Origin of the sequence: Bradyrhizobium sp. B117 (assembly GCF_038969555.1) — a bacterium.
Lineage (GTDB): Bacteria > Pseudomonadota > Alphaproteobacteria > Rhizobiales > Xanthobacteraceae > Bradyrhizobium.
This window is the reverse complement of record NZ_CP152414.1, coordinates 7,652,751-7,667,919: the sequence shown is the minus strand read 5'-3', so window position 1 is coordinate 7,667,919 and position 15,169 is coordinate 7,652,751. Positions and strand designations below refer to the sequence as shown.

Annotated in this window: 14 protein-coding genes; 9 read left to right on the top strand and 5 right to left on the bottom strand. The window is 65.2% G+C overall.

All coding sequences use genetic code 11. The annotated features are described in order from the left end of the window. The first annotated feature begins 182 nt into the window (after window positions 1–182). Both mutY and AAFG16_RS37160 read left to right on the top strand, forming a co-directional pair. On the top strand, window positions 183–1,283 hold the full coding sequence (mutY, locus tag AAFG16_RS37165; protein WP_342733343.1) for an A/G-specific adenine glycosylase: 1,101 nt from the start codon (window positions 183–185) through the stop codon (window positions 1,281–1,283). 70 nt (window positions 1,284–1,353) lie between these two features. After that, window positions 1,354–1,776, top strand: a complete 423-nt coding sequence (locus AAFG16_RS37160; protein ID WP_342741030.1) for a PaaI family thioesterase — start codon at window positions 1,354–1,356, stop codon at window positions 1,774–1,776. Between the two features lie 209 nt (window positions 1,777–1,985). Here the strand turns inward: AAFG16_RS37160 and AAFG16_RS37155 are convergent, their stop codons facing one another. Then, on the bottom strand, window positions 1,986–3,263 hold the full coding sequence (locus tag AAFG16_RS37155) for a flavin-dependent oxidoreductase (protein ID WP_342733341.1): 1,278 nt from the start codon (window positions 3,261–3,263) through the stop codon (window positions 1,986–1,988). Between the two features lie 128 nt (window positions 3,264–3,391). On the opposite strand from AAFG16_RS37155, the gene AAFG16_RS37150 reads away from it, so the two are divergent. Then, a complete protein-coding gene (locus AAFG16_RS37150) occupies window positions 3,392–4,012 on the top strand; it encodes a glutathione S-transferase family protein (RefSeq protein WP_342733339.1) in 621 nt (206 codons plus the stop codon). A 208-nt stretch (window positions 4,013–4,220) separates the two neighbouring features. Here AAFG16_RS37150 and AAFG16_RS37145 read toward each other — a convergent pair whose 3' ends face one another. Continuing rightward, on the bottom strand, window positions 4,221–5,144 hold the full coding sequence (locus AAFG16_RS37145) for a LysR family transcriptional regulator (RefSeq protein WP_342741029.1): 924 nt from the start codon (window positions 5,142–5,144) through the stop codon (window positions 4,221–4,223). A 91-nt stretch (window positions 5,145–5,235) separates the two neighbouring features. Between AAFG16_RS37145 and AAFG16_RS37140 the strand changes: the two genes are divergently transcribed. The 4 genes from AAFG16_RS37140 to AAFG16_RS37125 all read left to right on the top strand — a co-directional run bounded on the left by AAFG16_RS37140 (window position 5,236) and on the right by AAFG16_RS37125 (window position 10,521). Continuing rightward, a complete protein-coding gene (locus AAFG16_RS37140) occupies window positions 5,236–5,679 on the top strand; it encodes a nuclear transport factor 2 family protein (RefSeq protein ID WP_342733337.1) in 444 nt (147 codons plus the stop codon). A gap of 74 nt (window positions 5,680–5,753) precedes the next feature. Beyond that, window positions 5,754–5,900, top strand: a complete 147-nt coding sequence (locus AAFG16_RS37135; protein WP_342733335.1) for a DUF1127 domain-containing protein — start codon at window positions 5,754–5,756, stop codon at window positions 5,898–5,900. A gap of 276 nt (window positions 5,901–6,176) precedes the next feature. Continuing rightward, entirely contained in the window at window positions 6,177–8,186 is a 2,010-nt protein-coding gene (locus AAFG16_RS37130; protein WP_342733333.1) for a methyl-accepting chemotaxis protein, read from the top strand. 325 nt (window positions 8,187–8,511) lie between these two features. Further along, window positions 8,512–10,521: a methyl-accepting chemotaxis protein gene (locus tag AAFG16_RS37125; protein WP_342733331.1), complete on the top strand. Its 2,010-nt coding sequence runs from the start codon at window positions 8,512–8,514 to the stop codon at window positions 10,519–10,521. Window positions 10,522–10,579: 58 nt separating this feature from the next. On the opposite strand, the gene AAFG16_RS37120 is transcribed toward AAFG16_RS37125, so the two are convergent. From AAFG16_RS37120 to AAFG16_RS37110, 3 genes are all read right to left on the bottom strand, one after another. Continuing rightward, window positions 10,580–11,260 carry a glutathione S-transferase family protein gene (locus tag AAFG16_RS37120; protein ID WP_342733329.1) on the bottom strand — a complete coding sequence of 227 codons (681 nt, stop codon included), beginning with the start codon at window positions 11,258–11,260 and terminating at the stop codon, window positions 10,580–10,582. A 115-nt stretch (window positions 11,261–11,375) separates the two neighbouring features. Continuing rightward, window positions 11,376–11,702: a hypothetical protein gene (locus AAFG16_RS37115; protein ID WP_342733327.1), complete on the bottom strand. Its 327-nt coding sequence runs from the start codon at window positions 11,700–11,702 to the stop codon at window positions 11,376–11,378. A 181-nt stretch (window positions 11,703–11,883) separates the two neighbouring features. Continuing rightward, window positions 11,884–13,014, bottom strand: a complete 1,131-nt coding sequence (locus tag AAFG16_RS37110) for a site-specific DNA-methyltransferase (protein ID WP_342733325.1) — start codon at window positions 13,012–13,014, stop codon at window positions 11,884–11,886. Between the two features lie 406 nt (window positions 13,015–13,420). On the opposite strand from AAFG16_RS37110, the gene AAFG16_RS37105 reads away from it, so the two are divergent. Both AAFG16_RS37105 and moaB read left to right on the top strand, forming a co-directional pair. Next, a complete protein-coding gene (locus AAFG16_RS37105) occupies window positions 13,421–14,362 on the top strand; it encodes a neutral zinc metallopeptidase (protein ID WP_342733323.1) in 942 nt (313 codons plus the stop codon). 156 nt (window positions 14,363–14,518) lie between these two features. After that, the gene (moaB, locus tag AAFG16_RS37100) at window positions 14,519–15,082 is read left to right on the top strand and encodes a molybdenum cofactor biosynthesis protein B (RefSeq protein WP_342733321.1); all 564 of its coding nucleotides are present in this window, start codon (window positions 14,519–14,521) and stop codon (window positions 15,080–15,082) included. Window positions 15,083–15,169: the final 87 nt, after the last annotated feature.

The following is a 15,169-nucleotide window of genomic DNA, read 5'->3' as shown; positions in this document are numbered from 1 at the left end:
TCGGCGGGTGGACCACAGGCCCGCGGCTCGTCATGGCCGGGCATAGCCGTCCGGAGGACGGCGTCGCTTCCGCTCGCCTATGTCCGGCCATCCACGTTCTTCCCTAGAAGAAAGACGTGGATGCCCGCGACGTGCGCGGGCATGACGTAGAGAGGCCGGTGCATTTGCCGTTACAGTGAGGCATGAGCTCCAGATCCGTCCGCAAGCCGAAGCCGGAACCTTCCCTGCCGGAGACCACATCGCGCCCGCTCGCGCTGCTCCAATGGTACGATCGCCATCGCCGCCGGCTGCCCTGGCGCGCCGCGCCCGGCGAGGCGTCGGACCCTTACCGCGTCTGGCTGTCGGAGATCATGCTGCAGCAGACCACCGTGAAGGCGGTCGGGCCTTACTTCGAAAAATTCGTCGCGCGCTGGCCTGACGTCACTGCGCTGGGGAGCGCTTCGCAGGACGACGTGCTGCGGATGTGGGCCGGGCTCGGCTATTATTCGCGCGCACGAAATCTCTACGCCTGCGCGGTCGCGGTGACGCGCGAGCACGGTGGTGTGTTTCCGGACACGGAGGAGGGGCTGCGGACACTGCCGGGCATTGGGCCCTACACCGCGGCCGCGATCGCAGCGATCGCGTTCGACCGCCGCACCATGCCGGTCGACGGCAATATCGAGCGTGTGGTGTCGCGCCTGTTCGCGGTCGCGGAGGAGCTGCCGCAAGCCAAGCCGCTGATCCAGCAATTGGCGGCGACATTGCTTGCCGACACGCGCGCCGGCGACAGTGCGCAGGCGCTGATGGATCTGGGCGCCTCGATCTGCACGCCGAAGAAGCCGGCCTGCTCGCTGTGTCCGTTCACTGAGGACTGCACGGCGCGTGCGCAGGGAACGCAAGAAACGTTTCCGCGCAAGGCGCCGAAGAAGAGCGGGACGTTGCGGCGTGGCGCGGCCTTTGTCGTCACGCGCGGCGACGAGCTGCTGGTCCGCTCGAGGCCCGAAAAGGGCCTGCTCGGCGGCATGACCGAAGTGCCGGGGTCGGACTGGCTCGCAGAGCAAGAGGATGCGACGGCGAAGCAGCAGGCGCCGGAATTGAAGGGGCTGTCGCGCTGGCAGCGCAAGGTGGGCGTCGTTACCCACGTCTTCACGCATTTTCCGTTGGAGCTGGTGGTCTACACGGCAAAGGCGGAGGCGCGCACGCGCGCGCCCGAGGGCATGCGCTGGGTGCCGATCGCAACCCTTGCCGGCGAGGCGCTGCCCAATGTCATGCGCAAGGTGATCGTGCACGCGCTGGATCTCTAGCCGATTGTCCTGCTGCCACCATGGTGTCAGCAGGGCTAGCTTATCTGTCGGTAAGCAACGGAGGAGCCGCATTGTCAAGACCGCGCTCGACGACTTTCCAAGACCACCCTGCGCGAAGCTGCTCGGCTGGCGCCTGCTCGACGCAAAGCCCGAGGAGGGCTGGATCAAGCTCGCCTTCGACGGCAAGCCGGAATTCTGCAATCCGGCCGGTTTCATCCAGGGCGGCATGCTCTCGGCCATGCTCGACGACACCATGGGGCCCGCGGTGCTGGTGATGAGCGAGGGCCGGCTCTACACCACGACGATCAGCATGACGGTGAACTTTTTGGCGCCGGCAAAACCCGGACCGATCATTGGCGAAGCCAAGGTGACGCAGCTCGGCAAGACGATTGCGTTCGTCGAGGCGAAGCTGATGGCGGAGGATGGCACGGTGCTGGCGACGGCGAGCGCAAGCGAGAGGTTGTTGGAGGCGGCGAGGGTGGTGGGCAAATAGTCCAGCCGCGCGCTCCACTTCCCTTCTCCCCTTGTGGGAGAAGGTGGCGCGAAGCGCCGGATGAGGGGTTGTCTCCGCGAATTCTAACAGCGAGATGAGTGTGCGGGGACAGACCCCTCACCCAAGTGAGCCTGCGTCTACGAGCGTCGTTGCCCTCTCCCACAAGGGGCGAGGGCACATTCATGCGCATCTCGCTTTGAGCGAGCACATCACGCCCTTGCCCTTGCGTCCTTGCTCACGATCGGCGGCTTCGCGTTCAACGCCTCGACCTGGAATCCCGCGACGCGCTTGTAGTTGGCGGCGATGTCTTCCAGCTCCTTTTGCGACAGCACGTCGGTGACCACCTTGTAACCGTCCGGCGCGCGCTCCTCGACCAGCTGCATCACCTGCTCGGGGCCGTTCTTGCGGTTGAGCAGGACGAGGTCGGTGGTTGCGGGTCTGCGCTCGGCCTCATAGGCGAGCAGCGCGGCCTGTGTCGGGCCGTGGGCCAGGATCTCGCGGGTGATGACGCGGGCGTCGAGGATCGCCTGCGAGGCGCCGTTCGAGCCGATCGGATACATCGGGTGTGCGGCATCGCCCATCAGCGTGACCTTGCCGAAGGTCCATTGCGACACCGGATCGCGGTCCACCAGGGGATATTCGTAGGCGTGCGGGCAGTTCCTGATGAGGCCGGGCACGTCGAGCCAGTCGAATGTCCAGCTCTCGAACCAGGGCAGGAATTCTTCGAGCCGCGCAGCGCGGTTATAGTCCTCGCGTCGCCATTGATAGGTCGGCGGCATGTGACGCTCGGCGACCCAGTTGATCAGGTGGTTGCCTGATACGTCCGGCTCTTTCGAAATGGGATAGCAGACGAATTTCAGAATCTCGTGGCCGGCCATGATCATGGTGCGGCCGGTGAGGAAGGCCTTTGCCGGCGTGACGCCGCGCCAGAGGATGCGGCCGTTCCAGATCGGCGGACCTTCTTTCGGATAGAGCTTTTCTCGCACGGCGGAATGGATGCCGTCGGCGGCGATCATGATCGCGCCATCGTAACTGCCGGCAGCCTTGCCGGTCGCCCGGTCGATGAAGTCGGCGCGCACGCCGTTCGCCGTTTCGCTCCAGCCCGTCAGGTGGTGGCTGGTCAGGATGTTCTCGCGGCCGAGCCGCTCGACCGCGGTGTCGAGCAGGATTTGCTGGAGCGTGCCGCGGTGGATCGAGAATTGCGGCCATTTGTAGCCGGCTTCCAGCCCGCGCGGCTCGCTCCAGATCGGCTTGCCGTGCTTGGAGAAATAGGCGAGCTCGCGGGTGCGCACGCCGCTGGCATCCAGCTTGTCCAGCAGGTCGAGCTCGATCAGCTCGCGCACCGCATGCGGCAGCACGTTGATGCCGACGCCGAGCGGCTTCAGTTCCGCGACGCTCTCGAACACTTTTACGGGAACGCCGATTTGATGCAGGCTGAGCGCCAGCGTCAGCCCGCCGATGCCGCCACCGGCGATGAGTACGGTCATGAGAAAGCCCCTCCGATCATCGGCGTCTTGGCACAGGCGGGCCGCGGTGGGCAACTGCGAAGAGGATGTCTTGCTATGGACCTGGGCTCCGGCAGCGGCTAATTTCCAATTTTCCCATGAGGTCCGACATGCTCAAGCTCTACTACGCCACCGGCACCTGCGCGCTCGCCACCTATATGACCCTGGAGGAGGCCGGCGCCGACTACACGGCTGAACGGCTGAGCTTCAAGGACAACCAGCAGAACAGCCCGGACTATCTCGCGATCAATCCGAAGGGCCGCGTGCCCGCGCTGGTGACCGATCGCGGCGTCCTCACCGAGACGCCGGCGATGCTGGCCTATATCGCGCAAACCTTCCCCAAGGCGAAGCTCGCGCCGCTCGACGATCCCTTCGACTTCGCGCAAGTGCAGTCGTTCAACTCCTATCTCTGCTCGACCGTGCATATCAACCACGCCCACAAGATGCGTGGCGCGCGCTGGGCGACGCAGGAGACCTCGCTTGCGGACATGAAGGCGATGGTGCCGAAGACCATGGCCGCCTGCTTCAAGCTCATCGAGCAGAAGATGTTCAAAGGCCCGTGGGTGATGGGCGATCAGTTCACGATCTGCGATCCCTACCTCCATACGCTCTCGCACTGGCTCGAAGGCGACAGCGTCGACATCAACGCGACGCCGAAGATCGCCGATCATTTCAAGCGCATGTCCGATCGCCCGGCGATCCGCAAGGTGATGGACGCGCAGAAGGCGTAGGAGCACTGCGCGGCCGCATATTCCCCTGTCGTCCCGGGCAAGCGAAGCGCAGACCCGGGACCCATAACCACAGGGAGAAGTTTCGGCCCGAGCTGACAACCACGAGTCTTCGCCAAACCACATCCTGTGGTTATGGGTCCCGGATCAGCGCTCCGCTTCGCTGCGCTTGTCCGGGACGACGCCGAGTGTGTTGAGAGAGCATCCCACCCTACGGCAGTTTGCGCTTGGCTTGCTCCAGCTCCCGTCCCGTCTCCAGCATCAGCCGCCGCAGCCAGATCGAGCCCGGGTCCATCTGCGCCCGCGTCGGATAGAACATGAACTGCTGGTCGATCCCAGGATCGAGCGGCGGCGTCACCGTGACGAGGCCGAGCTGCTTAGACAGCGCCGCGATCAGCCGTCGCGGCACGAAGGCGACGAGGTCGGTTCGCGCGGCGACGTGCAGCGCTTCGAGATAGCCCGACACCACCAGCGAGATATGCCGCTCGATGCCTTTGCTGTGCAGCCAGGTGTCGATGAGATCCTCGGCATTGCCGCGGATGATCACGCCGACATGGCGCGCGGCCAGGAACGTCTCGCGTCGCTTCAGCTTGGTGCCGACGGGATGGCCGCGCCGCACCGCCAGGGCATCGCTGTCGGTGTAGAGCAGCTGACGGTGAAATCCTTTGAAGGCGTTGCCGATCGAGATCACGAGGTCAATGGTGCGGGCGAATTCGGCGTGGAAGATCGCCGGCCCCCGCCACGGCACGACGTCGATGCGGACGTTGGGCGCAAGGCGCGTCACCTTCTCCATCAAAGGCGGCATCAACAGCTCGACCGCAAGATCCGGCATCATCAGGCGGAATTGCCGCTCGCTGCGCGCAGCATCGAAGTCCTCAGGCAGGAACAGCCCGCGGACCTGGTCGAGCGCCTGCGCCAGTGGCGCGCGGAGCGCTTGCGCCCGCGGCGTCAGCTCCATCCGCGCGCCGGTCCGCACCAGCAGCGGATCGCCGAAGATGTCACGCAGGCGCTGCAGTGCGTGGCTCGCCGCCGGCTGCGACAGGCCCATCCTCATCGCGGCGCGGCTGACATTGGCCTCGCGCAGCAGCGCGTCGAGCGCGGTCAGGAGATTGAGGTCAAGCGAGTTCAAATTCATGAGGTGAATAGATATCATATCTGCTATCGATTTGAAGAATTTCGATCGGCGCACGATGATCTCCGTGGTTCTTACCAAAGGAGATGCCGCCATGAGCGCGAGCGCCAACAAGAAACTGATGCAGGATATTTTCGCCGCCGCCGCCAATCCCGATCCGGCCGCGCGCGATCGCGCCCTGTTCACCGCAAGCCTTGCCGACGATGCCAGATGGGTCGTGACCGGCCAGTATTCCTGGTCGCGCACCTTCACCGGCAAGGAGGCGATCCTCAACGATCTGCACGGCTATGTGCGCACCCGCCTGCGCGACCGCACGCGCACCGTGGCGCACCGCTTCATCGCCGATGGCGACGTCGTCGTGGTGGAAGCCAAGGGCGACAACGTCACGCCCGAGGGCGTGCGCTACGACAACGATTATTGTCTCGTGTTTCAGTTCGAGGAGGGCAAGATCAGGGAGATCCGAGAATACTGCGACTCCGTCCTGACCGAGAAGGCGCTGGGTCCTTTTCCGCAGACGGGTGTGAGGGCCGCGAGCTGACCGGACTGAGCCGCGTCGCGTCCGCCAGCCGGTCCCATCCGCCACAGCCGTCGATTGTCGTGCGCGCATGGCGGATGCTGGTGGACATCATGCGGGTTCGGCGGGAGCGTTCCCGGGCCCGGTACCAGCTCGCCGCCATGACCGAACGGGAGCTTCAGGACTGCGGCATGACCCGGTCGGAGATTGCGTACGAGCTGGAGAAGCCCGGTCGGCGAAAGTAAAATGACAGAGCGGACATCGGCGCGCCCTCATCTTCGCGACCCGTGATGGTGAGCGCGCCGATTCATGCATAGCTGGCTACAAAATCAGCAGGCGTTGCGCGCTTCGCCGCAGGTTTGCGCGAAATATTGGAAGGTTCAATTAACGAGTGTCCCCCATTGTGTCGCAGTGCAGCGTGAGTCGCCTCAAGCGCGACGTGCGGCTGCCAGGGTGGCCGTGACGATTGCCGGATTCGTTCGGTCCGCTCGAATTCACATGCATCTGGGTGGACAGTGGGAATGCCGAAGTTTCGTTTGCGGATCAGGGGACGCCTGTACGCAGGCTTCATGGCCCTGGTGGCGGTCGGTCTCGTGATGGCGGTGGTTGCCATCTGGAACTTGCGGTCGGTGCAGGAGCAGGTCGCGAAGGCCTCGGCGTTCTCGGACAGCACGGCGCGGGTGCTGGAGATCTCGACCCATCTCCAGGCGATCCAGCGGGCCAATCTGCGCTACATCTACGATGCCAATGAATCCGCGATGAAGGAGGCCGCCGAGCGGGAGACCGCGGCGACCGAGCTGTTGCAGGTCGGCGCGAAGGGGACGGGCTCCGAGGAGCGGCGGAAGCTCTACAGCGATCTGATCGCCGACATCGCCAAGATGCGAAGCCTGCGTGACAATCTCGGCGACGCCGTCAACGAGGCGCGGACGGGCAAGGCGACGCTGCTCCCGAGCGGCGACGAGCTGACCGTCAAGACGAGCAAGCTGGTCGACATGGCCCGTGCGGCCGTCGACGAGGACACCGCGGCGCTGGTCGCGGATCTCGAATCCAGGCTGCTCGTGGTGCAGATCGCAAATTGGCGTTTCCTGGCCCTGCGCGACACCAAGGGGCCGGCCAACTTCAGGACCAATGTGGACCGGGCGATGCAGCGGCTTTCGGCGCTCGAAAAGAGCCCGCAGGCGAGCGAGCTCCGCACCACGCTCGCTCCGGTGAAGACCTCGCTCGGAATCTACAAATCCGCGTTCGAGACCACGTCGGCGGCGATGCTCCAGGCCGACGAGATCTATCACAAGAACCTCGCGCCGCTCATCGTCGACAGCATCGGCAAGCTCAGGGCCGCGGAAACCACCCTGAAGAAGGATTACAAGGAATCCCGCGACCAGACCGAAGCCGTCATCAGCGGCACGACGACCGTGCAGGAGACTGCGGGCGGCATCGCCATCCTGTTCGGCCTGATCGTCGCCTTCCTGACCGCCCGCAGCCTCGTCGGTCCCCTGACCTCGATGACCCGGGCGATGGGGCTGCTGGCCGGCGGCAATCTCGAGGTCGAGATTCCCGGTCGCGGCAACGCCGATGAGATCGGCGACATGGCCAAGGCGATCCAGGTGTTCAAGGACAACATGGTCGAAACCGAGCGCCTTCGCGCCGAGCAGGTCGCTGTCGAGGCGCGGCAGGCCGAGAGCCGCAAGAAAGACATGGTCCGGCTCGCCGATCAGTTCGAGCAGGCGGTCGGCGAGATCGTGGACACCGTGTCATCGGCATCGAGCGAGCTGGAAGCCTCGGCCGGCACGCTCACCGCGACCGCCTCGCGCGCCCAGAACCGGTCGACTGAAGTGGCCTCCGCCTCGCAGGAGGCCACGGCCAACGTGCAGGCCGTCGCCTCGGCGACGGAAGAGCTATCCTCCTCGGTGAGCGAGATCGCCCGCCAGGTTCAGGAATCCGCCCGCATCGCCACCGAAGCCGTCGGTCAGGCGAGCCGGACCAATGCGCGCGTCGGCGAGCTCTCCAAGGCCGCCGCCCGCATCGGCGACGTGGTCGAGCTGATCACCACCATCGCCGGCCAGACCAATCTCCTTGCGCTGAACGCCACCATCGAGGCGGCGCGCGCCGGCGATGCCGGGCGCGGCTTTGCCGTGGTCGCCTCCGAGGTCAAGGCGCTTGCCCAGCAGACCGCGAAGGCGACCGACGAGATCGCCCAGCAGGTCTCCGGCATCCAGGCTGCCACGGAAGAGTCGGTCGGCTCGATCAGGGAGATCAGCGGCACCATCGAGCGGCTGTCGGAAATCTCCTCGACGGTGGCGGCCGCCGTGGTACAGCAGGGCGCGGCGACGCGCGAAATTTCCCGCAACGTCCAGCAGGCGGCGCACGGCACCCAGCGCGTCTCGACCAATATCGGCGAGGTGCAGCGCGGCGCGTCAGAGACCGGCTCGGCCTCCTCGCAGGTGCTCTCGGCGGCGCGCTCGCTGTCTTCAGACAGCAACCGGCTGAAGCAGGAGGTCGCCAAGTTCCTGAGCTCGGTCCACGCCGCCTGAGCGGGGCTGACATCGAAAGCAGACGTCTCAAGAGCTAAGGATCCACGCGCGTGTGCGTGGATCCGAAGCGAGGCACTACGTGATCCGTCCACAATTCTGTGCGCCACCGGTGCCCAACTCTTGTTTATCGGAACAGACGATAGCGATGTCTTCGTCGGCTTCTCCGTAGTCGACGCCGGTAAAATACAGCCTCAATTAACAATTGTTCCGCAATGTGCGGCGGCGGTGCAGCACGATTCCTGGGGCGCGGTTGCAATGGATCGCCATTGCAATCGTAAGAAGGCCGTCGGCTGCTTCTCTTTTCTTCCTTGATGGGTGGACAGTGATGCCGAGCTTGCGTTTAGGAATTCGGGGGCGTCTTTACGCCGGATTTTCGGTTCTCGTGGTCCTTGGCCTGGTGATGGCCGCGGTCGCCGTTTGGAATCTGTGGGCCGTTCAGGCCCAGATGACGCGGCTGTCCGCGCTGTCGGACAACACGGCGCGCGTGCAGGAAATCTCGATCAACCTCCAGGCGCTGCGGCGCGCCAATCTCCGCTACATCTATGACGCCAACGAGCCGGTCTTCAAGGAGGCTGCGGAGCGGGAGGCCGCGACGGCCGAGCTGTTGAAGGCTGCGGCCAAGTCGACGCTCTCCGAGGAGCGGCTCAAGATCTACAATGGCCTGCTTGCCGACATCGAGAAGATGAAGTCTCTGCGCGAGCGCATGGGCGCCGCCGTCAACGAGACGACCAAGGGCAAGGCCGTTCTGCTCGCCGGTGGCGACGAACTGACCGCCAACACCGGCAAGCTGGTCGAGGCCGCGCGTGCAACCGGCGATACCAGCGTGGTCGCCCCCGTCGCCGATCTTGAATCCAAGGTCCTGCTGGTTCGTGTCGCGAACTGGCGCTTCCTCGCGGTCCGGGACGCAAAGGGGCCGGCGACCTTCAGGACCAATGTCGATCGGGCGCAGCAAGCGCTCAAGTCCCTGGAGGGGGCCGGTCTGCCGGACGAGGTCAAGGCCGCGTTCGGGCCGATCAAGAGCTCGCTTTCGACCTACAAGGCGGCCTTCGAGACGACCTCCGCCGCAATCCTCCAGGCCGATGAAATCTACCGCAACGAGATCGCGCCCCTGATCACCGAAAGCGTCGACAAGCTCAAGGTGGCGGAGACCGGACTGAAGGCGGACTATCAGAAGTCGCGCGCGGCCGCCGATGGCGTCGTTGCCAGCACGACCTGGATTCAGGAAGTCGCCGGCGGCCTTGCGGTCCTGTTCGGCGGCCTCGTCGCCTTCCTGATCGCGCGCAGCATCGTCGGACCGCTGACCACGATGACCCGGGCGATGGGGTTGCTCGCCGGCGGTGATCTCAAGGTCGAGGTCCCCGGCCGTGGTAACAGCGACGAGATCGGAGACATGGCCAAGGCGATCCAGGTGTTCAAGGAGAGCATGGTCGAGACCGAGCGCCTGCGCCACGAGCAGGTCGCGGTCGAGGCGCGGCAGGCCGAGAGCCGCAAGGCCGACATGAGAAATCTGGCCAATCAGTTCGAACGTGCGGTCGGCGAGATCGTCGACACCGTGTCCTCGGCATCGAACGAGCTGGAAGCCTCGGCCGGCACGCTGACGACGACGGCCTCGCGCGCCCAGGACCTGTCGACGGAAGTCGCCAGCGCCGCCCAGGAGGCCTCGGCCAATGTTCAGGCCGTCGCCTCGGCGACGGAAGAGCTCTCCTCCTCGGTCAGCGAGATCGCCCGCCAGGTGCAGGAATCCGCCCGCATCGCCAGCGAGGCGGTGGGGCAGGCGACCAAGACCAACGAGCGCGTCGGCGAGCTGTCCAAGGCCGCCGCCCGCATCGGCGACGTGGTCGAGTTGATCAGCACCATCGCCGGCCAGACCAATCTCCTCGCGCTCAATGCCACGATCGAGGCGGCGCGCGCGGGCGAGGCCGGTCGCGGCTTTGCCGTGGTCGCCTCCGAGGTCAAGGCACTCGCCGAGCAGACCGCGAAGGCAACCGGTGAGATCGCCCAGCAGGTCTCGGGCATCCAGGCTGCCACCGAGGAATCGGTAGGCTCGATCAGGGAGATCAGCGGCACCATCGAGCGGCTGTCGGAGATATCCTCGACGGTCGCGGCCGCCGTGGAAGAGCAGGGCGCGGCGACGCAGGAGATTTCCCGCAACGTCCAGCAGGCGGCTCACGGCACCCAGCGCGTCTCGACCAATATCGGCGACGTGCAGCGAGGGGCATCCGAGACCGGCTCGGCCTCATCGCAGGTGCTGTCGGCGGCACGCTCGCTGTCTTCAGACAGCAACCGGCTGAAGCAGGAAGTCGCCAAGTTCCTGAGCTCCGTCCACGCCGCCTGAACCTTAGAAGCAAAAGGCCACGCGCAAGCGCGTGGCCTCGAAGAGCTGTGTCGTGCGATCAGGCGACCTTGGTCGTCATGTGCCTGAACATGTTGCGACGCGCCTCGTCGTCCATCTCGGCCTTGAAGGTGAACTTGTCCTTCAGCGCGATCGCGCGTGCCGCGGCGGGACGGGCCGAGATCTCGTCGACGAGCCGCTTCACGTTCGGGTAGCGCGCAAAGGCGCCGTCGCCGAGCTTGAACGGCACCATCCGCGCCCAGCCCCACAGCGCCATGTCGACGATCGAATACGCATCGCCGACCATGTAGCTGCGGCCTTTGAGGTGACCGTCGAGGATCGTGTAGTGGCGGTCGGTCTCGTATTGGTAGCGGTTATGGGCGTAGTCGTGGTTCTGGTCCTTCGGCGCGAAATGCTTGAAGTGCACCGCCTGACCCGAATACGGGCCGACGCCGGTCGCCACGAACATCAGCCATGACAGCAATTCGGCGCGATTGGCGGGCAGGAACTTGCCGGTTTTCTCGGCGAGATAGAGCAGGATGGCGTTGGAATCGAACACGATCGTGCCGTTGTCGTCGATCGCCGGCACCTTGGCATTCGGATTGATCTTCAGATAGTCCGGCGAGAACTGCTCGCCCTTGCGGGTGTCGACCGCGACAGGCTCGAACGGCAGTCCGGACTCCTCGAGGAAGAGCGCGACCTTGGTTGGGTTCGGCGATCCGTTGAAATAGAATTTGAGCATTGAGCATCTCCCCAGTGTGTTGCCGAGAGCGAACGCGTGGCGCCCTCTCTTGCCAAACCCGGGGCCGGACGCGCAACCGGCGAGTTTGCCGGGCGGTATCTGTGCGCCACGCAGATCAGCCGGCGTAACAAAGCCCGATCGCCGCCGTAACGACCATCGCCGCGCCGATCGCTTCCAGCCTCAGCCCGAGCTTGGCGGCGAGATGCATGTCGGACGCGCGCGCCGCGCGTTCGGATCCGCGGGCATAGCCGTGCACGATGACGTCGTGATTGAAATTGTCGTGCGCTTCGTTGCTGCTGGCGAGCCCGACGCAGACCACGAGCACGCCGAACAGCGCGAGGCCGAAGAAGCCGAGCAGTGCGATCAGGAACATCGGAAACATGCCGAGCAGGAAGATCGGCAGCAGCGGCACCAGCAGCAAAGTCTCGGACTGTCGTCGCATGGGGGCCACCCGTCGGGGCGGGGCTGATCGCAAGAATGTAGTCCCGGCTGTGGCCGCGTTCAACCCTCCGTAGGGTGGGCAAAGCGAAGCGTGCCCACGTTCTGTATCTACGGCGAAGGATTCGTGGGCACGGCGCTTTGCGCCTTTGCCCACCCTACAAGGTCACGACGTGCGGCAGCAGCTACTCCGCCGCCATACCTGCGCGGATCTCCGCACGCAGCTCGTCGATCAGCTTGAGGCCCTTCTTGGTCTCGACGTGCCAGAAGGTCCAGCCGTTGCAGGCCTGCGCCCCTTGCGCCACGGCGCCGATGCGGTGGATCGAGCCGACCTTGTCGCCGAGCATGATGGCGCCGTCGGCGCGGACGAGGGCGCCGAGCTTCTTCTTGGCGTCGAACAGTTTGGTGCCGGGCATGATCATGCCACGCTCGATCAGCTCGGAGAACGCGACGCGCGGAGCTTCGCGCGCGGTCATGAACGGGGCGAGGCTCTCTTCCGGCAGCGGCTCGACCTTGGCGATGCGCGCTTCGGCGGCCTTGGCATAGGTCTTGTCGCGCTCGAAGCCGATATAGGAGCGGCCGAGGCGCTTGGCGACGGCGCCGGTGGTGCCGGTGCCGTTGAACGGATCGATCACGAGATCGCCGGGCTTCGACGACGACAGCAGCACGCGCGCGAGCAGGCCCTCCGGCTTCTGCGTTGGGTGCACCTTCTTGCCGTCGGCGCCCTTGAGGCGCTCCTCGCCGGTGCAGAGCGGGATCAGCCAGTCCGAGCGCGCCTGTACGTCCTCGTTGGCGGCCTTCAGCGTTTCGTAGTTGAACGTGTAGCCCTTGGCTTTTTCGTCACGCGCGGCCCAGATCATCGTCTCGTGCGCGTTGGTGAAGCGGCGACCGCGGAAGTTCGGCATCGGATTGGTCTTGCGCCAGACGATGTCGTTCAGGAGCCAGAAGCCGAGGTCCTGCATGATCGCGCCGACGCGGAAGATGTTGTGATAGGAGCCGATCACCCAGATCGTCGCCGACGGCTTCATCGCGCGGCGCGCGGCCAAGAGCCACGCGCGGGTGAAATCGTCATAGGCGGAAAACGAATCGAACTTGTCCCACTCGTCGTTGACGGCATCGACATGGGATTCGTCGGGGCGCTTGAGATCGCCCTTGAGCTGCAGGTTGTACGGCGGATCTGCGAACACCAGATCGACGCTGCCGGCCTGAAGCTTCGACATCTCGGCGACGCAATCGCCGACGATGATGCGATGCGAGGCGGACTCAAAATTTGTGCGGGGCGCCCTTGCAGACGCCCCGCGACGCGACTCTACCATGACTCAAGAACTCTGACTCAGGCGACGCTGTCGGCGACGCGGGACCAAACAACCGACTGGCCGTTACATTGCAGCGGCAAAGTAAAAAACGACTTAACCCGCTGCTTTTCTGAGCAGGCGTCGCATCGCCCGCGATATGCCGCGTGATGCGCACAATCGCTGTGTTTTACGGTATATTTCGCATTCATCTGCGGAGCGGCGGCTGCCGCGACTGCAAATTTCTCTCGGAAAAAATTGCACGCGGACCGGAAAAAATTGCTGGTGCGGGCGTGCTGTCGCACTAGGCAATTTTTGCCGACCGGGATATTGATTAACGCAATGGAAATTTTACCTGTGTGGCGCGTTGAGCTTTTGCGTATCTGTGCGCCGACGAGACTGAATCATGGACCCCCGAGGGACAACCGCCATGCGTTACGATGACTTCCGCCGCAGCGACGACGTCGAGGATCGTCGCGACGAAGGTGGTGGCTTTGGCGGCGGCGGTGGAGGAGGCGGGTTCGGCCTGCCGATGGGCGGCGGCGGACTCGGCATCGGTACCATCATCGTGCTCGGCCTGATCGGCTATGCCTTCGGCATCGATCCGCGCGTCCTGATCGGCGGCGCCGAGATCCTCTCCGGCGGCGGCCAGGTGCCGAGCTACCAGACCGATCGGCAGTCGACCTCGGCCAAGCGCGGCGCGCCGACCGACGAGGTCGGCAGCATGATATCAGGCATCCTCGGCGAGATTGACGATCGCTGGAGCGAGATCTTCCAGGCCAGCGGCCAGAATTATACCGGTCCGAAGGTCGTGCTGTTCCGCAACGCCACCAATGGCGGCCGCTGCGGCATGGCGCAGTCGGCGATGGGCCCGTTCTACTGCCCGCCGGACCGCACCATCTTCCTCGACACCAGCTTCTTCCGCGAGGTCGAGACGCGCTTCCGCGGCTGCTCCGGCAAGTCGGCGTGCAACTTCACCACCGCCTACATCATCGCGCACGAGGCCGGCCATCACATCCAGAACCTGCTCGGCATCATCCCGCGCGTGACGCGCCTGCAGCAGCAGGCCGGCAGCAAGGCCGAGGCCAACGCGCTCCAGGTCAAGGTGGAGTTGCAGGCGGATTGTCTCTCCGGCGTCTGGGTCAACCGCGAGGCCAAGAAGCGTCCGAATTTCCTCGAGCCCGGCGACATCGACGCCGCGCTGACCACGGCGAGCGCCATCGGCGACGACACGCTGCAGCGCCAGGCGACGGGCCGCGTCGTGCCCGACTCCTTCACCCATGGCTCGGCCGCGCAACGCAAGCAGTGGTTCATGACCGGCTATCAGCAGGGCACGGTCCAGGCCTGCAACACGTTCGGCGGCGGGCAGTAGCGACGGTCTCGTGCCCCGGACGCGGCGCAGCATGTAATGCTGCGCTGCTGAGCCGGGGCCCACAACGCCGGTCTCCCAAGCCTCTGACATGGGTCCCGGCTCTGCGATGCATCGCTCACGCGCTGCATCGCGTCCGGGACACGAGAGGAAGTACCAATGGCCTCGATCGACGAATCCAAACAGTTCATCCCGCTCAACATCGCGGTGCTCACCGTCTCCGACACGCGCGCGCTCGCCGATGACAAGTCGGGCCAGACGCTCTCCGACCGCCTGACCTCAGCCGGTCACCATCTCGCCGCGCGCGAGATCGTCACCGACGACGTCGAGGCGATCCGCACGGTCATCCGTCGCTGGATTGCGGATGCCGGCATCGACGTCGTCATCACCACCGGCGGCACCGGCTTTACCGGGCGCGACGTCACGCCGGAGGCGATCGAGCCGCTGTTCGAGAAGCGCATGGACGGCTTCTCGATCGCCTTCCACATGCTGAGCCACGCCAAGATCGGCACGTCGACGATCCAGAGCCGCGCCACCGCGGGCGTTGCTGGCGCGACCTACATCTTCTGCCTGCCGGGCTCGCCCGGCGCCTGCCGCGACGGCTGGGACGGCATCCTCGCAAGCCAGCTCGACTACCGCACACGCCCCTGCAATTTCGTCGAGATCATGCCGCGGCTGGACGAGCATCTGCGCCGGCCGAAAGCGCAGGGCGCGACAGTGTAGTCTGTTCTTTCTTCCCTTCCCCCCTTGCGGGGGAAGGTGGCGCGAAGCGCCGGATGAGGGGTATCTATCGGCACGGAATGCGAGGAG

Excerpts from the sequence above, each read along its gene's own strand:
- AAFG16_RS37155 (WP_342733341.1), bottom strand. The coding sequence starts at position 3,263 with ATGACCGTACTCATCGCCGGTGGCGGCATCGGCGGGCTGACGCTGGCG.
- AAFG16_RS37105 (WP_342733323.1), top strand. The coding sequence starts at position 13,421 with ATGCGTTACGATGACTTCCGCCGCAGCGACGACGTCGAGGATCGTCGC.
- AAFG16_RS37130 (WP_342733333.1), top strand. The coding sequence starts at position 6,177 with ATGCCGAAGTTTCGTTTGCGGATCAGGGGACGCCTGTACGCAGGCTTC.
- AAFG16_RS37145 (WP_342741029.1), bottom strand. The coding sequence starts at position 5,144 with ATGAATTTGAACTCGCTTGACCTCAATCTCCTGACCGCGCTCGACGCG.
- mutY (WP_342733343.1), top strand. The coding sequence starts at position 183 with ATGAGCTCCAGATCCGTCCGCAAGCCGAAGCCGGAACCTTCCCTGCCG.
- AAFG16_RS37135 (WP_342733335.1), top strand. The coding sequence starts at position 5,754 with ATGCTGGTGGACATCATGCGGGTTCGGCGGGAGCGTTCCCGGGCCCGG.
- moaB (WP_342733321.1), top strand. The coding sequence starts at position 14,519 with ATGGCCTCGATCGACGAATCCAAACAGTTCATCCCGCTCAACATCGCG.
- AAFG16_RS37115 (WP_342733327.1), bottom strand. The coding sequence starts at position 11,702 with ATGCGACGACAGTCCGAGACTTTGCTGCTGGTGCCGCTGCTGCCGATC.
- AAFG16_RS37120 (WP_342733329.1), bottom strand. The coding sequence starts at position 11,260 with ATGCTCAAATTCTATTTCAACGGATCGCCGAACCCAACCAAGGTCGCG.
- AAFG16_RS37140 (WP_342733337.1), top strand. The coding sequence starts at position 5,236 with ATGAGCGCGAGCGCCAACAAGAAACTGATGCAGGATATTTTCGCCGCC.
- AAFG16_RS37110 (WP_342733325.1), bottom strand. The coding sequence starts at position 13,014 with ATGGTAGAGTCGCGTCGCGGGGCGTCTGCAAGGGCGCCCCGCACAAAT.
- AAFG16_RS37125 (WP_342733331.1), top strand. The coding sequence starts at position 8,512 with ATGCCGAGCTTGCGTTTAGGAATTCGGGGGCGTCTTTACGCCGGATTT.
- AAFG16_RS37150 (WP_342733339.1), top strand. The coding sequence starts at position 3,392 with ATGCTCAAGCTCTACTACGCCACCGGCACCTGCGCGCTCGCCACCTAT.